Raw genomic sequence first — 13,323 nt, forward strand, 5'->3', positions numbered from 1 at the left:
TCACAACATTCCCAGTTCCAGCTTCGCCTCGTCGCTCATCTTCTGGGGGTCCCAGGGCGGGTCCCAGACCAGATTGACTTCGGCGTCGCCCACGCCCGGCACCGCACCGACGCGCATCTCCACTTCGCCAGGCATGGATTCGGCGACGGGGCAATGCGGCGTCGTCAGCGTCATCGTGACGACGACATGGCCTTCGTTCACGTCCACGCCATAGATGAGGCCGAGATCGTAGATATTCACCGGGATTTCCGGGTCGTAAATATCCTTGAGTGCCTCGATCACCCCGTCATAGACATCGCCGCCCGGCTCGCCTGCCACGACCTCGGCGGGTTTCTGCGCCAGGAAGCCGTCCAGATAGTCGCGCTGGCGCTGGCCGGAAACCAGTGACTCGTCCACGCGCGCCTTGGGCGGCGCATCCACCGCTTCCACTTCCTCGACCATGATCTTCCGTTCGTCCATCATCCGAATATCTTCCTGACCCGCTCGATACCCTTCACCAGCGCCGCGACGTCGCTTTCGTCGCTGTAGATGCCGAAGCTGGCCCGGGCAGTCGCCTCGACGCCCAAATGGCGCATCAGCGGCTGCGCGCAATGATGGCCGGCCCGGATGGCGACGCCCGTTTCATCCAATATGGTGCCGACATCGTGCGGATGCACCCCCTTCACCTCGAAGGACAGGATGCCCGCCGAATCGTCAGGCCCGAAGACGCGCACGCTGTTGAGGCTTTCGAGCGCCGTCCGCGCCTTGGCGACCAACGCACATTCATGGGCGTGGATCGTATCCAGGCCGATGGCCTGCACATAGTCGATCGCCGCCGACAGGCCGACCACGCCGACGATATGCGGCGTCCCCGCCTCAAACCGGGTCGGCGCGGGGGCATAGGTGGTCTTTTCGAACGTCACCTTGTCGATCATCGATCCCCCACCCTGATAAGGCGGCATGACATCGAGCAGGTCCTTGCGCGCCCAGAGCACGCCGATGCCGGTCGGGCCGTAGAGCTTGTGCGCGGAAAAGACGTAGAAATCGCAATCCAGCGCCCGCACGTCGACCGTGAGGCGCGGCACCGCCTGACAGCCGTCGATCAGGATCTTGGCGCCGACCATATGGGCGATGTCGGCGGCGCGGCGGCAATCCAGCACACTGCCCAGCACGTTAGACACATGGGCGAGCGCAACCATGCGATGCTGGGGCGTGATCATCGCACGCATCGCGTCGAGATCAATCCGGCCGTCCTGGGTCAGCGGCACCACGTCAATCGACGCACCGACTTTCTCCGCAATAATCTGCCAGGGCACGATATTGCTGTGATGCTCCAGGCAAGAGAGCAGGATGCGGTCGCCAGCCTTGAGCTGCGTCCCCGCCCAGCATTGCGCGACGAGGTTGATGCCCTCGGTCGCGCCACGGACATAGACGATCTCGCTGTCGCTCGCCGCGCCGATGAAGCCCGCAACCTTCCGCCGCGCCGCTTCATAAGCCAGCGTCATGTTCGCCGATCGCTCATAGACGCCGCGATGGACCGTCGCATAGTCCGGGCCATAGGCCCGGGCGATGGCGTCGATCACCGCATTGGGCTTCTGCGCGGTGGCAGCGCTGTCGAGATAGTGCCAGTTTCCGACGCCGGGAAAATCGTCGCGCAACCGCAGTCCTGAAGCGAGGGCGGTCATACCAGCGTCTCCAGCTTGGCGAGTGCCGCGGCTTCGAGGCTGCCCTTGACCGCTTCGTCGGCCACATCGTCGAACACGCCGGCGACGAAGGCTTTCAGCAGCAGCGTCTTGGCCGTCGCCGGGTCCATGCCGCGCGAGGCCATGTAGAAGAGCGCCGCCTTGTCCAGTTCGCCTACGGTCGCGCCGTGCGCGCATTTGACGTCGTCGGCGTAAATTTCCAGTTCCGGTTTGGCATTGGCCGTGGCGGTGCGGTCCAGCAGCATCGCCTTTACCGACTGGAAAGCGTCGGTGCGCTGCGCGTCCCGGGCGACATTGATGCTGCCCAGATAACTGCCGGTGGCGTGCTGACCCAGGATCGAGCGGATCGTCTGCCCGCTGGTCGAATCCGGCTGCGCGTGGGTGACGCTGGTGACGATCTCCAGCGTCTGGTCGCCGCCGCCGATGATCGCCCCGTTCAACTCGAAATGGGCGTTGCTGCCGAGCGTCACGGTAAAGGTAACGCGGCCCAGCTTGCCGCCGATGTTCAGCACATGGAAATCACACCGCGCACCGTCGGCGAGCGTGATCGCATAATCGTGCACAGCCGCCGCCCCGTCGGCGGCGTCCTGCAACAGATGGTGGCGCGCGCTCGCGCCCGCCGCCACGTCGATGCGGGTGGGCGCGGGGGCAGGCCATATGGTCGCCAGCGCATCCAGGTCGCTGTAGCGCCATTCTTCCGCCTTGCGGGTGGGAAGGGTCAGGGCGTTCACGCGGTCACCACCTCGGCCCCAAGAACCTCGGCATAGCCTTCGCGTTCCAGGTCCAACGCCAGTTCGGGGCCGCCCGACTTCACGATGCGGCCCCCGGCCAGCACATGCACGAAGTCCGGCTTCACATAATCGAGCAGCCGCTGATAATGGGTGATGAGCAGCACCGCCTTGTCCGGTTTGCGCATGATCGCGTTGATCCCCGCGCCCACGACCTTCAATGCGTCGATGTCGAGGCCGCTGTCGGTTTCGTCGAGGATCGCAAGCTTGGGATCGAGAATGCCCATCTGCACCATTTCGGCGCGCTTCTTCTCGCCGCCGGAAAAGCCGACATTCACCGGGCGCTTGAGCATGTCCATGTCGAGACCGAGCAAGGCGGCCTTTTCCTTCGCCAGCCGGATAAACTCGCCGCCGTTCAGTTCCTTCTCGCCGCGCGCGCGCTTCTGGCTGTTCAGGCTTTCGCGCAGGAATTGCAGGTTGGACACGCCCGGTATCTCGACCGGATACTGGAAGCCCAGGAACAGGCCGGCGGCGGCGCGTTCATGCGGGTCCAAACTGAACAAGTTCACACCGTCAAAGGAAGCCGTGCCGCCGGTCACTTCATAGTTTGGGCGGCCGCCCAGCGTATAGGCCAGCGTCGATTTGCCCGCGCCGTTCGGCCCCATGATCGCGTGGATTTCGCCCGCGTTGATAGAGAGCGACAGGCCTTTCAGGATCGCCTTGCCGTCGATTTCATTGGTGAGGTTCTCGATCGTCAGCATTGCTTATCCCCGAAAATCACTTGTTGTGCGCGCGCTGGAGCGTCCGCGCGGTCCAGAAGGCCATGTCGCGCACGTCGCCAGGCGCGGGGAACAGCGTGTCGATATGGCGCTTGATCGGCATATAAGGCCACCAGTCGGCGTCCGGTTCGGGCGCGCCCTTTTCCAGCACGCCGGTCACGAATTCGGTCACCGGACCCATGCGGGCGAGGTTGGGGGCCTTGGCCTTGTGGAAAGCCTTGTCGGTCTTCAGCTTCTCGGTGAAGGCGGCGTCGCCCTTCTCCAGCGCGGCACGGCATTCCGCCTGATAGGCGTCGAGATCGCCGAAATCCTTTGCTGCGCGGGTTTGAAGTTCGCCTTCCTCCAGCTCATAATCCTCGGTCAGGATGCGGATCGCGGCGGTCCATGACTGGCCATTGCCCACATCCTCCGCGAAATCCGCGAGTGCATCCTGAATATCGTCTTCGTCGCTCAAGTTTCTTCGTCCTCTTAAGCCTAAATGTTCACTTCGCTTCACAGCGAACGAAACATTCCCTCGGCGTCTCGGTACAATCCCATTTTGTCCAGTATTTCACCGGCGGCCTCATCATCGCCGGCAGCAAGGGCATTCTCAAACGCTTCGAGTAGCCCCACCGTGAACAAGCGTTCATTGACTGTCATGCCGGAGATCTCATCACCCAACCGAACCCTCCAGCGAAATCCCCAGTAGCTTCTGCGCCTCAACGGCGAATTCCATCGGCAGTTGTTGCAGCACTTCCTTGGCGAAGCCGTTGACGATCAGGCTGACCGCGCTCTCCGCATCCAGCCCGCGCTGCATGGCGTAGAAAAGCTGGTCGTCGCTGATCTTGCTGGTCGTCGCCTCATGCTCGACCTGCGCTGAGGGATTGCGCACCTCGATATAGGGGACGGTGTGCGCGCCGCACTGGTCGCCCAGCAGCAAGCTGTCGCACTGGGTGAAGTTGCGCACGCCCTCCGCGCCGGGCGCCACGCGGACAAGGCCGCGATAGGTGTTGTTGGAGCGGCCGGCGCTGATCCCCTTCGACACGATCGTCGAGCGGGTGTTCTTCCCGTTGTGGATCATCTTGGTGCCGGTATCGGCCTGCTGCATGTTGTTGGTCAGCGCGACCGAGTAGAATTCGCCGACGCTGTTTTCGCCATTCAGCACGCAAGACGGATATTTCCAGGTGATGGCGCTGCCCGTCTCCACCTGCGTCCAGCTGACCTTGGAGTTGCGGCCCTGGCACAGCGCGCGCTTGGTCACAAAATTATAGATGCCGCCCTTGCCCTGCTCGTCGCCGGGATACCAGTTCTGGACCGTCGAATATTTGATCTCCGCATCGTCCAGCGCGACCAATTCCACGACGGCGGCATGCAACTGGTTCTCGTCGCGCATCGGCGCGGTGCAGCCTTCCAGATAGCTCACATAGCTGCCCGCGTCCGCGACGATCAGGGTGCGCTCGAACTGGCCGGTATTCTCCGCATTGATCCGGAAATAGGTGCTGAGTTCCATCGGGCAGCGCACGCCCTTCGGGATGTAGACGAAGGTGCCGTCGGAAAAGACCGCGCAATTCAATGTCGCGAAATAATTGTCGTGCATCGGCACGACTTTCCCCAGCCACTTCTTGACCAGATCGGGATATTCGCGCACCGCCTCGCTGATCGAGCGGAAGATGACGCCCGCTTCCTCCAGTTCCTTGCGAAAGGTGGTGGCCACCGAGACGCTGTCGAATACCGCATCCACCGCCACCCTGCGGCTTCCCTTGACGCCGGCCAGCATTTCCTGCTCGGCAATGGGGATGCCCAGCTTCTGGTAGGTCGCCAATATTTCCGGGTCGACCTCGTCCAGACTGTTCAGCTCGGCCTTCTTCTTGGGCTCGGCGTAATAATAGGCGTCCTGATAGTCGATCGGCGGGACGTTGAGCTTCGCCCAGTCCGGCGCCTCCATCTTCTGCCACATGGCAAACGCCTTCAGCCGCCATTCCAGCAGCCATTCCGGCTCGTTCTTCTTGGCGGAAATGAAGCGGACGGTATCTTCGTTCAGCCCCTTGGGCGCGAAATCCTGCTCGATGGCCGACGACCAGCCATGTTCGTAGGTGGAGGCGCGGTCGGCGGCCTCCTGCGCTTCCTGGTTGCGAACGGTGGTAACGTCTTCGGTCATGCCATTTCCCGGTTCAGGCTGGCAATGGTCATGCCCGCGAGCGCTTCGCGGATCGCATTGTTCGCCATGTTCATGTGCGGGCGCACGCGGCAGTCCGTTTCCAGATTGCAGTCATGCGCGCCCATTTCCGCGCAGGCGGTCATGGCGATCGGTCCTTCGACCGCCTCGACCACGTCGGCGAGCGTAATCGCCGCCGGCGGACGGCTCAGGCGCACGCCGCCGCCCGTACCCCGGCTCGATTCGAGCAGCCCGGCGGCCGACAAGCGGCTGACCAGCTTCTGCGCCGTAGGCAGCGGGATGCCCGTTTCGGCGCTGAGCGTGGTCGCGTTCATTCGGGCGGCACCGCAGTGGCGCGCCGCGGCGCTCATCAATACCACGGCATAGTCAGCGAAACTCGACAAGCGCATTGCGAACCATTCTCAAATCGGATCGATTCCGTCCGATTGCCCATGTGGTTCACCGCACCCCGGGAATCAAGCCTTTTTCTATGACAGGCGGTTCAACACGGCCACATCGCCGCCCAGCGACCGGCGCAGCAAGGTGAGTTGCGCCACAGCGGACGGCTCGGTCTGCAACTGGTGCGGGGTTAGCCCGATGAAATGCTTGATTTCCCGGATGAAGTGGGACTGATCGTAAAAGCCCCCCTCGTCGCACAATTGCTGCCAGCTTTCGCCGTCCAGCGCGATCCTCGCCGAACAGCGCAGCGCGCGATATTTGCGCGCCAGCAATTTTGGCGGAGCGCCATAATATTTGTTGGTCAGGCGCGCCAGCTGGCGCGGCGACAGGCCGGTCGTTTCGGCGAGCACCTCGATCCTCGGCGATCCTTCGTCCATCAACCATGCATCGACTGCTGCCAGCAACGTCCAGGTCGCGGAGCGCAACGCCTCCACCAGCCGGCCGAGTTCCGTCCAGCACAAGTCGGCAATCTCCTCCGCCTGGGACGAGTCGGCCATCCTCAACCGTTCCAGCAGCCGGGTGTAGACGACCCCCCGCACCGCTGCCAGATCGCACAACCGGTCGGCGAACATGTTCGCGTCGCCGCCATGCAGCGATATCCAGCCCGCCGGCAGTAGCGAGATACCCACGACTCGGGCCGGCCGGTCCAGTTCGAACCGGGTCGCGCCCATGGTCGGCCCCAGCAGGCACACGTCGGGTGTCGCCATGGACGTTCCGTCCTGGAAGAAATAGGTGCCGCCGCCTTCCAGCATGAACCGTAGCTGCGGCACATCCGCACGTGTTGCATCAGCGTAATGATCCGCGGAAACGCTGAACAGATAGAGCGATCCGAAATAATTGCAGAGATGTTCGGGCGGCGCAAAATAGCGCAATCGCACCGGCCCCTGCACGGCGGAAACCGTATAGGAGAGCGGCCCGCTCTCATCCGGCAGGGCAACTGCGCCCCCGGCTATCCCCAGCTGATGCGACCCCATGTTTTTCACCCCAGGCGCCTGACTATGCGCTATTTTTATCCGGAAGCAAGCGACATTGCCGGAAAAGCGGCCGTTATAATGTGACCTATCAGCATCAGTAAAAAAATGACCCGGCGGTTTGTAGCCGCCGGGTCAGTAAAAGGTCTCATCGGCCATGGGCCTAAGAGCCTTCGGGTCGCAAGGGGGCTTTACGCCTGAATCAGGGCAACTTTATTGGACAGATCGGACATTTCGCTGTTGCAAACGGTCGCATTCATGACGTTTCCTGTCATGAAATGTCATATGCGCCGATGTTGCCCAACTATCACAGCGACTCGACTGGCTTCGGCGCGGCTGGCATAGGCATCCGCCATGTCCTATCGCCTCATCCGTCCCCTGCTTTTCACCCTCGATGCCGAGCGTGCGCACAATTTGTCGATCGCGGCCCTGCGCATGATGCCGGTGCGCCGGCCGGTCGCGCGCGACCCGATGCTGGCGGTGACCGTCGCGGACATAAACTTTCCCAATCCGGTCGGCCTGGCCGCAGGCTATGACAAGGAAGGGCGGGTCGCGCACAAAATGCACGCCTTCGGCTTCGGCTTTGCCGAACTGGGAACGCTGACCCCGCTGGCCCAGCCGGGCAATCCGCAGCCCCGCCTGTTCCGGCTTGCGGAGGATCGAGCCGTCATCAACCGGTTCGGCTTCAACAATGGCGGGCAGGGTGCGGCGGCCGACCGCATCGCGCGATACCGTCAGGCCGTCGGCCAACGGCCGGTGATCGGCATCAATATCGGCGCCAACAAGGATGCGACCGCAGCGGGCCGGAGCATTGCCGACTATGTGACCGGCGTCACCTGCATGGCGCCGCTGGCGGATTATCTGACCGTGAACATTTCCTCCCCCAACACACCGGGCCTGCGCGCCTTGCAGGGCCGTGCGGCACTGGACGACTTGCTGGGCGCGGTGATGGCGGCGCGGCAGCCGGGTGGCCCGCCGCTGTTCCTCAAGGTGGCCCCGGATCTGGAACCGGCCGACATGGACGACATCGCCGCCGCCTGCATCGACCACCGCATCGATGCGCTGATCGTGTCGAACACCACCGTCACGCGACCTGCCTTGCGATCGCCCCATGCGGGCGAGGGCGGCGGCCTGTCGGGCGCGCCCCTGCACGACCTGTCGCTCGCCCGGCTGCGCGACTTTCGCCACCTGCTGGGAAATCGCCTGCCCCTGATCGGCGTGGGCGGCATTGCCAGCGCGGAACAGGCCTATGCGCGCATCCGCGCCGGCGCCTCACTGGTCCAGCTTTACAGTGCCCTGGTCTATGAAGGTCCCTGGCTCGCGCGGCGGATCAACAAGGGGCTCAAGGCCCTGATGGCGCGTGACGGCGTTCGCAATGTGGCTGATCTGGTGGGGGCGGACGACTGACCGTCGCCTATAATAGCCCCAGCCGTGTCAGGTCACCCAGCATGCGGGGCGGCATCACGTCCGCCGCGTCGTCATCGCCATCAGCAAGGTCGGGCGGTGCGTTCGCCTGTTCCAGATAGCGCCAGCCCTGATGCGCGCGCTTCGGCATCGATCGCACGGGAATGAGGCGCGGCGCCAGCCTGACCCAATAGCGTCCCTGCCCTGTTTCCTCGAAACCCAGAATCGGGCTGCGGCCGACGATACGGTGCTGATGGATCCAGTAAAGCGATCCCCCGTCCATTTGCGCGATCCGTTTGGGCAGATAACGGGTCGTAATCCGGGCTTCCGGCCCCTGGCTTTCAAGCCAGGCGCGCAGGGCGGCGGGGCTTTCGCTGCCGAAGGCGATCTTGGTGATGTGGAGCGGCATGAGAGGAAGATGGGGACTGGCGTCAGCCCGTCAATCCCGCTGCCGTCGCCAGCCCCAGAAAGGCCAGGAAACCCATCGAATCGGTGATCATGGTGACGAAAATCGACGAGGCGATGGCAGGGTCCAGATTCAGCCGGTCGAACGCCAGCGGCACAGCCGCGCCCGCCAGACCCGCCGTCACGATGTTGGTCATCATCGCCGCGGCGATGACGCCGCCCAGGGCCATGTTCTGGAACACCAGCATCACCCCCAGCCCCAGCACCAGCGCGACGGTCGCACCGTTCAGCAGCGCGACCCGGATTTCGCGCAATATGGTGCGTCGGGCGTTCGACCCCGTAATCTGGTTGGTGGCGAGCGCCCGCACCGTGACCGCCATGGTCTGGCTGCCCGCATTGCCGCCCACGCCCGCGACGATCGGCATCAGGGTGGCGAGCGCCACCATCCTCTGGATCGTGCCTTCGAACGCGCCGATGATCGTCGAAGCGACCAATGCCGTGACCAGATTGGTCAGCAGCCAGCGAACACGCCCGCGATAGCTTTCCATCACCGGTTCGTTGATGTCGCCTTCGCCCGCACCCGACAGGCGGAGGATGTCCTCGCCCGCTTCCTGCGAAATGATATGGACCACGTCGTCGACCGTGATCATGCCGACCAGGCGGCCGGGCGCGTCGACGACCGCGGCGGATATCAGCGCGTATTTCTGGAAGCGCAGCGCCACTTCCTCCTGGTCCATATCGACCGGGATCAGCGTCTGTTCGCGTTTCATCAGGTCGGCCATGGCGATGCCGCGCGGGCAGGTGAGGATCCAGCTGAGCTGGCAGGTGCCGATCGGCCTGTGGCCTTCGTCGACGACGAAGATTTCCCAGAAATCGCGGGTCAGGTCGCCGGTGTCGCGCAGATAATCGATCACCTGGCCGACGGTCATATGCTCGGGCACGGCGACCAGGTCGCGCTGCATCAGGCGACCGGCGGATTCCTCCGGGTAGGCTAGGGCGCTTTCGATCGCGGCGCGATCTTCCGGCTCCATCGCCTCAAGAACGGCCTGCTGATCGGCCTCCTCCATATCCTCGATGATGGCGACCGCGTCGTCGGTATCGAGTTCGGAGGCGAATTCCGCGACCTGCTCCGGCGCGAGTGCGCCGATAAGGTCGTCGCGGACATAATCGTTGAGTTCGGACAGCACTTCCGCACCGACCAGATCGCCCAGCGCAGCCGCCAGACCGGCCCTTCGCTCGGACGGCGCGAGTTCCAGCAGGTCCGCAATGTCGGCGGGGTGCAGCGGCGAAACCAGCTCGCGCGCCTTGTCGTCGTCACCATCCTCCACCGCGTCGAGCACGGCGGAGAGAAATTCCGGTTTCAGCCGATCATCCTCATCGTGGCTGGCTTCAGCCTCGATCAACGCTTCGTCAATTTCGTCCCCATGGACCAGGGGTTCGGCCATATCGCCGCGCTCGCTCATGGCGCCCCCTACTGTCCGGTTCCTGTAACATGCGGACGCTTTCGCCGATGCACAATATAATTGCAATGGGGCGGAACGAGCCGAGCGTCCTTCTCCACAAGTTTCTTTTATCGCCAGCCCAAGCGCCTATATGGACCTCATTCCCACCCGGCAAAGAGAGGATCATTCATTGGCCGACGATACGCTCACCCTTACCCTCGACAGTGGCGGCGATGTCGTCATAAAGCTGCGCCCCGATCTGGCACCGGGCCATGTCGAACGCATCACCACGCTGGCCAAGGACGGATTTTACGACGGCGTGGTCTTCCATCGCGTCATCCCCGGCTTCATGGCGCAGGGCGGCGACCCGACCGGCACCGGCATGGGCGGGTCGAAGCTGCCCGACATCAAGGCCGAATTCAGCCGCGAACCCCATGTGCGCGGCGTCTGCTCGATGGCGCGCGCGGCAAACCCCAACAGCGCCAACAGCCAGTTCTTTATCTGCTTTGACGACGCCACCTTCCTCGACGGTCAATATACCGTCTGGGGCGAAGTAACGTCGGGCATGGAGCATGTCGACGCGTTGCCCAAGGGCGAGCCGCCGCGCACCCCGGGCAAGATCGTCAAGGCGACGGTTTCCTGATCATAGCATCGGTGGCGGAGATGGTCCTGACTGTTTCCGCCCCGTTGTCGGCTTCCGGCACGTCTGCCGGCGGCTGATAGGCGCCGATCGATTCAATATGCCAGCGGCGCTGCTCCTCGGTCGATCCGGGTACGTCGTTGACACGGCGTAACGTCACCTGCCGCAGCGTGTGCCATGGCTTCCCGTTGGCCGCGATCCGGCCATAGACCTGCACCGGAACTGTAACGTAGAGCGATCCTGCCGCGCCTTCGGGGTCCGACGGCGCGCCAATATTGGCGTGAATCTCGCTGAAACCCCGGAAGCGCGCGGCGAAATGCGCATCATCCTGCGCGCCGATCGCGGTTTTGGGGTTCCACAGATCCTGCGCATCCTCGAACCTTTTTTCCTCCAGCAACCCGTAATAGCCCTGCACCACCTGGGCCGCGCCCTGCGCACTGTCCGGATCGATGGTGCCTTCAGACACAAGTTCCGCATCGACCGGCAAACCGCCGGGTTCCCCCGGGGCAGGCGGATTGAGCGGTTCCATGAGCGCCATCGCTTCGGTCCGCACATTATGCGCTACCTGCGTGGCGTTCGCTCCGTTGGCCAGATTGTCGATCGCGCTCTCCTCCCGCCCGTCGCAGGCAGCGACGAGAAGGAAGCAGAACAGGGCGGCAGCTTTCGTCGATACCCGCATCAGTCGGGACGGACCCGCGAAGACGGGCCACGACCGCGTCCGGAAGGCATCGACCGTTCGCTATTCATGCGGGGCGAGGGGCGATTGCCCCAGTCGCGCTGAGCGCGGGGCTGCGATGGTCGGGCCTGGGGTTGCGCCGGCGCCATGTTGCGCGCGCCGTCGCCGCCACGGCGGTTGCCACGCCAATCATTTCGGCCGCGACCATCGCCATCGGGACGCGGGCGGGTCCAGTTGCCGCCATTCTGCCGTCCGTCATCCCCCCGCCAATCGGGGCGGCGGTTGCCCCACCGGCCATCGCCATCGTGCCGGCCCCTGCGCCCTTCCCAATGGCGGCGCTGTCCATCGGTCCAGCGATGGCGACGTCCGCCGCGATCGTAGACATAATATCCGTTGCCGGGATAATAGAAGCCGTCATACCAGCCATAATAGCCGCCGGGGTAATAGCCCGAACCCCAATAGGGGTCGCCGTAGCCGTTACCATAGCCGCCATAATAGCCCGTACCGACGCTTACGCCGCCATAGCCATCGTCATAAGCGCAGCCACCCAGGGCAAGTGCGCCTGCCAGTCCCATCGCGGCGAGCAATTTTCGCGGGAGTGCGTTCATCGCCAGTCTCCTGTGTTTTTCGTATGACTGCCTGGATAACGTCCGCAGTTTGAATTGGTTGTGAATGGGCGGCGCCCGATCGATTTTTGTTTATGCCGTGTTCATAATAGGCCGCTGCTGTTAATCGTGCCGCAAGAAATCGTGCTTTTTCCGTCACATAAACGCCATTTGGAAGCATTTTGCGACAGATGGCCGAAACCTTCCGCAGCGATCGGGCATTCATCCCCTGCCTCGCCGCCGCTTTTAGCGCCGCGGCGGAAGGCCCGGCGGGTCCAAACCGTCGAACAACCATTCAGAGATAAAGGGTCGTACCCATGAAGACTTTGCTCATCGCGGCAGGTGCTGCCGCATGCCTGCTGCCTGCCGTCGCCTTCGCCCAGGACGAGGCCGCATCCACCCATCGTGTCGAACCCTATGTCGGCGTAATGGGCGGCGTTCACAATTTCGACAGCGAAACCGGCAAGGAAGGCATCCCTCCGATCGGCTACAAGGGCCGAATGGTCGAAGGCGTCGCGGGCGTGAATTATAATGTCGCAGGACCGCTGGTGGTTGGGGTCGAGGGAACGGCCTCAAAGGGTGTCTCCGGCGATATCGATTGGGAATATGGCGTCGCTGGCCGCGCCGGGGTGAAGGCCGGCAAGGACAGCCTGATCTTCGGCAAGGTCGGTTACAAGTGGGTCAATTTCGACGCATTGGGGCCCGACAGCCCGGATTTCCACGGCACGACCTATGGTGCGGGCGTCGAACTGTCGACCGCGGACATGGGCGGTTCGGCTGATCATAGCAATGTCCGCCTGCGCGTGCAGGCAGACACGCTCGGCAATTTCCGGTCGATCCGGCCGATGGCGGGCGTCGTGGCCAAATTCTGATCATCAACCGGCGGGGCGTCATGCGACGCCCCGCCTCCTTGAAGGATCAAATATTTCCAGTGGTCCGAAGAGGTTTTGACATTCGAGCGATACTTGGCCTCGAACGGTATAGAATGTCAGAATCGGACCACTAGAGACCACACCGGCGCCGCGGAAAAAGTCGGAAAAGAAATGGCGGCATCGCAGACCAGTCTCTGCCGTCGGGGGTGGCGCTGAATGCCGGGATGCGTCCGGATCCGGACAAATGCACACATGCGGCGCCCGATCATCAGGTGGCTTGATCGACCCTGCTGGTCATGAACGGTGCGATGCCGAGGCTGACGCCACATTCCCACAACAGCCATGCGGCACCCAGCCTGACGACAGCCTCGATCGCACCATGTATTGAAGGTGCCTCACGCAGGACATGTCCGACAAGACCGGGGTCATCGGTCATTTTTGTCTGTTTGGGTTTGGTTGTGGGGGCGTTGGGGACGCGAGGGAGCCCTGGCGACCATGGGGTTCGTCAGGGCATTGATGATGGGGT

The 13,323-nt window shown here is 63.3% G+C and carries 17 protein-coding genes; 3 read left to right on the forward strand and 14 right to left on the reverse strand.

Annotated elements, in window-relative coordinates; genetic code table 11:
- The 9 genes from J3E64_RS06115 to J3E64_RS06155 form a co-directional block, all read right to left on the reverse strand.
- The gene (locus tag J3E64_RS06115; RefSeq protein ID WP_253340939.1) at positions 1–462 is read right to left on the reverse strand and encodes an SUF system Fe-S cluster assembly protein; all 462 of its coding nucleotides are present in this window, start codon (positions 460–462) and stop codon (positions 1–3) included.
- A complete protein-coding gene (locus tag J3E64_RS06120; protein WP_253340941.1) occupies positions 459–1,664 on the reverse strand; it encodes a cysteine desulfurase in 1,206 nt (401 codons plus the stop codon). The genes J3E64_RS06115 and J3E64_RS06120 overlap by 4 nt, the downstream gene beginning before the upstream one ends.
- Positions 1,661–2,413, reverse strand: coding sequence for a SufD family Fe-S cluster assembly protein (locus J3E64_RS06125; RefSeq protein WP_253340943.1), 753 nt, complete (start codon positions 2,411–2,413; stop codon positions 1,661–1,663). Before J3E64_RS06125 ends, J3E64_RS06120 begins: the two co-directional genes overlap by 4 nt.
- Complete coding sequence (sufC, locus tag J3E64_RS06130) at positions 2,410–3,171, reverse strand: Fe-S cluster assembly ATPase SufC (protein WP_253340945.1); 762 nt, start codon at positions 3,169–3,171, stop codon at positions 2,410–2,412. The genes J3E64_RS06125 and sufC overlap by 4 nt, the downstream gene beginning before the upstream one ends.
- A gap of 16 nt (positions 3,172–3,187) precedes the next feature.
- Positions 3,188–3,643 (reverse strand): hypothetical protein, encoded by a 456-nt coding sequence (locus tag J3E64_RS06135; RefSeq protein WP_253340947.1) that lies wholly within the window; start codon positions 3,641–3,643, stop codon positions 3,188–3,190.
- 38 nt (positions 3,644–3,681) lie between these two features.
- Complete coding sequence (locus J3E64_RS06140) at positions 3,682–3,849, reverse strand: hypothetical protein (RefSeq protein WP_253340949.1); 168 nt, start codon at positions 3,847–3,849, stop codon at positions 3,682–3,684.
- A complete protein-coding gene (sufB, locus tag J3E64_RS06145; RefSeq protein WP_253340951.1) occupies positions 3,842–5,326 on the reverse strand; it encodes a Fe-S cluster assembly protein SufB in 1,485 nt (494 codons plus the stop codon). The genes J3E64_RS06140 and sufB overlap by 8 nt, the downstream gene beginning before the upstream one ends.
- Positions 5,323–5,733, reverse strand: coding sequence for an Rrf2 family transcriptional regulator (locus tag J3E64_RS06150; RefSeq protein WP_253340953.1), 411 nt, complete (start codon positions 5,731–5,733; stop codon positions 5,323–5,325). Before J3E64_RS06150 ends, sufB begins: the two co-directional genes overlap by 4 nt.
- Before the next feature lie 78 nt (positions 5,734–5,811).
- Positions 5,812–6,756 carry an AraC family transcriptional regulator gene (locus J3E64_RS06155; protein WP_253340955.1) on the reverse strand — a complete coding sequence of 315 codons (945 nt, stop codon included), beginning with the start codon at positions 6,754–6,756 and terminating at the stop codon, positions 5,812–5,814.
- A gap of 351 nt (positions 6,757–7,107) precedes the next feature.
- Between J3E64_RS06155 and J3E64_RS06160 the strand changes: the two genes are divergently transcribed.
- Positions 7,108–8,160: a quinone-dependent dihydroorotate dehydrogenase gene (locus J3E64_RS06160; RefSeq protein ID WP_253340957.1), complete on the forward strand. Its 1,053-nt coding sequence runs from the start codon at positions 7,108–7,110 to the stop codon at positions 8,158–8,160.
- A 7-nt stretch (positions 8,161–8,167) separates the two neighbouring features.
- Here J3E64_RS06160 and J3E64_RS06165 read toward each other — a convergent pair whose 3' ends face one another.
- The gene (locus tag J3E64_RS06165; protein ID WP_253340959.1) at positions 8,168–8,566 is read right to left on the reverse strand and encodes a DUF1489 domain-containing protein; all 399 of its coding nucleotides are present in this window, start codon (positions 8,564–8,566) and stop codon (positions 8,168–8,170) included.
- 22 nt (positions 8,567–8,588) lie between these two features.
- A complete protein-coding gene (mgtE, locus tag J3E64_RS06170) occupies positions 8,589–10,025 on the reverse strand; it encodes a magnesium transporter (protein WP_253340961.1) in 1,437 nt (478 codons plus the stop codon).
- Between the two features lie 169 nt (positions 10,026–10,194).
- Here mgtE and J3E64_RS06175 point away from each other — a divergent pair, with 169 nt between their 5' ends.
- Positions 10,195–10,647: a peptidylprolyl isomerase gene (locus J3E64_RS06175; RefSeq protein WP_253340963.1), complete on the forward strand. Its 453-nt coding sequence runs from the start codon at positions 10,195–10,197 to the stop codon at positions 10,645–10,647.
- Here J3E64_RS06175 and J3E64_RS06180 read toward each other — a convergent pair.
- Positions 10,628–11,323, reverse strand: coding sequence for a hypothetical protein (locus tag J3E64_RS06180; RefSeq protein WP_253340964.1), 696 nt, complete (start codon positions 11,321–11,323; stop codon positions 10,628–10,630). The two genes, J3E64_RS06175 and J3E64_RS06180, sit on opposite strands and share 20 nt — an antisense overlap.
- The gene (locus J3E64_RS06185) at positions 11,323–11,928 is read right to left on the reverse strand and encodes a peptidase (protein ID WP_253340966.1); all 606 of its coding nucleotides are present in this window, start codon (positions 11,926–11,928) and stop codon (positions 11,323–11,325) included. The genes J3E64_RS06180 and J3E64_RS06185 overlap by 1 nt, the downstream gene beginning before the upstream one ends.
- 314 nt (positions 11,929–12,242) lie before the next feature.
- Here J3E64_RS06185 and J3E64_RS06190 point away from each other — a divergent pair, with 314 nt between their 5' ends.
- The gene (locus J3E64_RS06190) at positions 12,243–12,797 is read left to right on the forward strand and encodes an outer membrane protein (protein ID WP_253340968.1); all 555 of its coding nucleotides are present in this window, start codon (positions 12,243–12,245) and stop codon (positions 12,795–12,797) included.
- A gap of 268 nt (positions 12,798–13,065) precedes the next feature.
- Here J3E64_RS06190 and J3E64_RS06195 read toward each other — a convergent pair whose 3' ends face one another.
- Positions 13,066–13,233, reverse strand: a complete 168-nt coding sequence (locus J3E64_RS06195) for a hypothetical protein (RefSeq protein WP_253340970.1) — start codon at positions 13,231–13,233, stop codon at positions 13,066–13,068.
- Positions 13,234–13,323: the final 90 nt, after the last annotated feature.

This window comes from Sphingobium sp. OAS761 (genome assembly GCF_024168485.1).
GTDB lineage: Bacteria > Pseudomonadota > Alphaproteobacteria > Sphingomonadales > Sphingomonadaceae > Sphingobium.

What these genes read in the sequence shown, in the direction of transcription:
- sufC (WP_253340945.1), bottom strand. Translation starts at nt 3,171, where the DNA reads ATGCTGACGATCGAGAACCTCACCAATGAAATCGACGGCAAGGCGATC.
- sufB (WP_253340951.1), bottom strand. Translation starts at nt 5,326, where the DNA reads ATGACCGAAGACGTTACCACCGTTCGCAACCAGGAAGCGCAGGAGGCC.
- mgtE (WP_253340961.1), bottom strand. Translation starts at nt 10,025, where the DNA reads ATGAGCGAGCGCGGCGATATGGCCGAACCCCTGGTCCATGGGGACGAA.
- J3E64_RS06155 (WP_253340955.1), bottom strand. Translation starts at nt 6,756, where the DNA reads ATGGGGTCGCATCAGCTGGGGATAGCCGGGGGCGCAGTTGCCCTGCCG.
- J3E64_RS06160 (WP_253340957.1), top strand. Translation starts at nt 7,108, where the DNA reads ATGTCCTATCGCCTCATCCGTCCCCTGCTTTTCACCCTCGATGCCGAG.
- J3E64_RS06115 (WP_253340939.1), bottom strand. Translation starts at nt 462, where the DNA reads ATGATGGACGAACGGAAGATCATGGTCGAGGAAGTGGAAGCGGTGGAT.
- J3E64_RS06190 (WP_253340968.1), top strand. Translation starts at nt 12,243, where the DNA reads ATGAAGACTTTGCTCATCGCGGCAGGTGCTGCCGCATGCCTGCTGCCT.
- J3E64_RS06195 (WP_253340970.1), bottom strand. Translation starts at nt 13,233, where the DNA reads ATGACCGATGACCCCGGTCTTGTCGGACATGTCCTGCGTGAGGCACCT.
- J3E64_RS06120 (WP_253340941.1), bottom strand. Translation starts at nt 1,664, where the DNA reads ATGACCGCCCTCGCTTCAGGACTGCGGTTGCGCGACGATTTTCCCGGC.
- J3E64_RS06150 (WP_253340953.1), bottom strand. Translation starts at nt 5,733, where the DNA reads ATGCGCTTGTCGAGTTTCGCTGACTATGCCGTGGTATTGATGAGCGCC.
- J3E64_RS06165 (WP_253340959.1), bottom strand. Translation starts at nt 8,566, where the DNA reads ATGCCGCTCCACATCACCAAGATCGCCTTCGGCAGCGAAAGCCCCGCC.
- J3E64_RS06180 (WP_253340964.1), bottom strand. Translation starts at nt 11,323, where the DNA reads ATGCGGGTATCGACGAAAGCTGCCGCCCTGTTCTGCTTCCTTCTCGTC.
- J3E64_RS06185 (WP_253340966.1), bottom strand. Translation starts at nt 11,928, where the DNA reads ATGAACGCACTCCCGCGAAAATTGCTCGCCGCGATGGGACTGGCAGGC.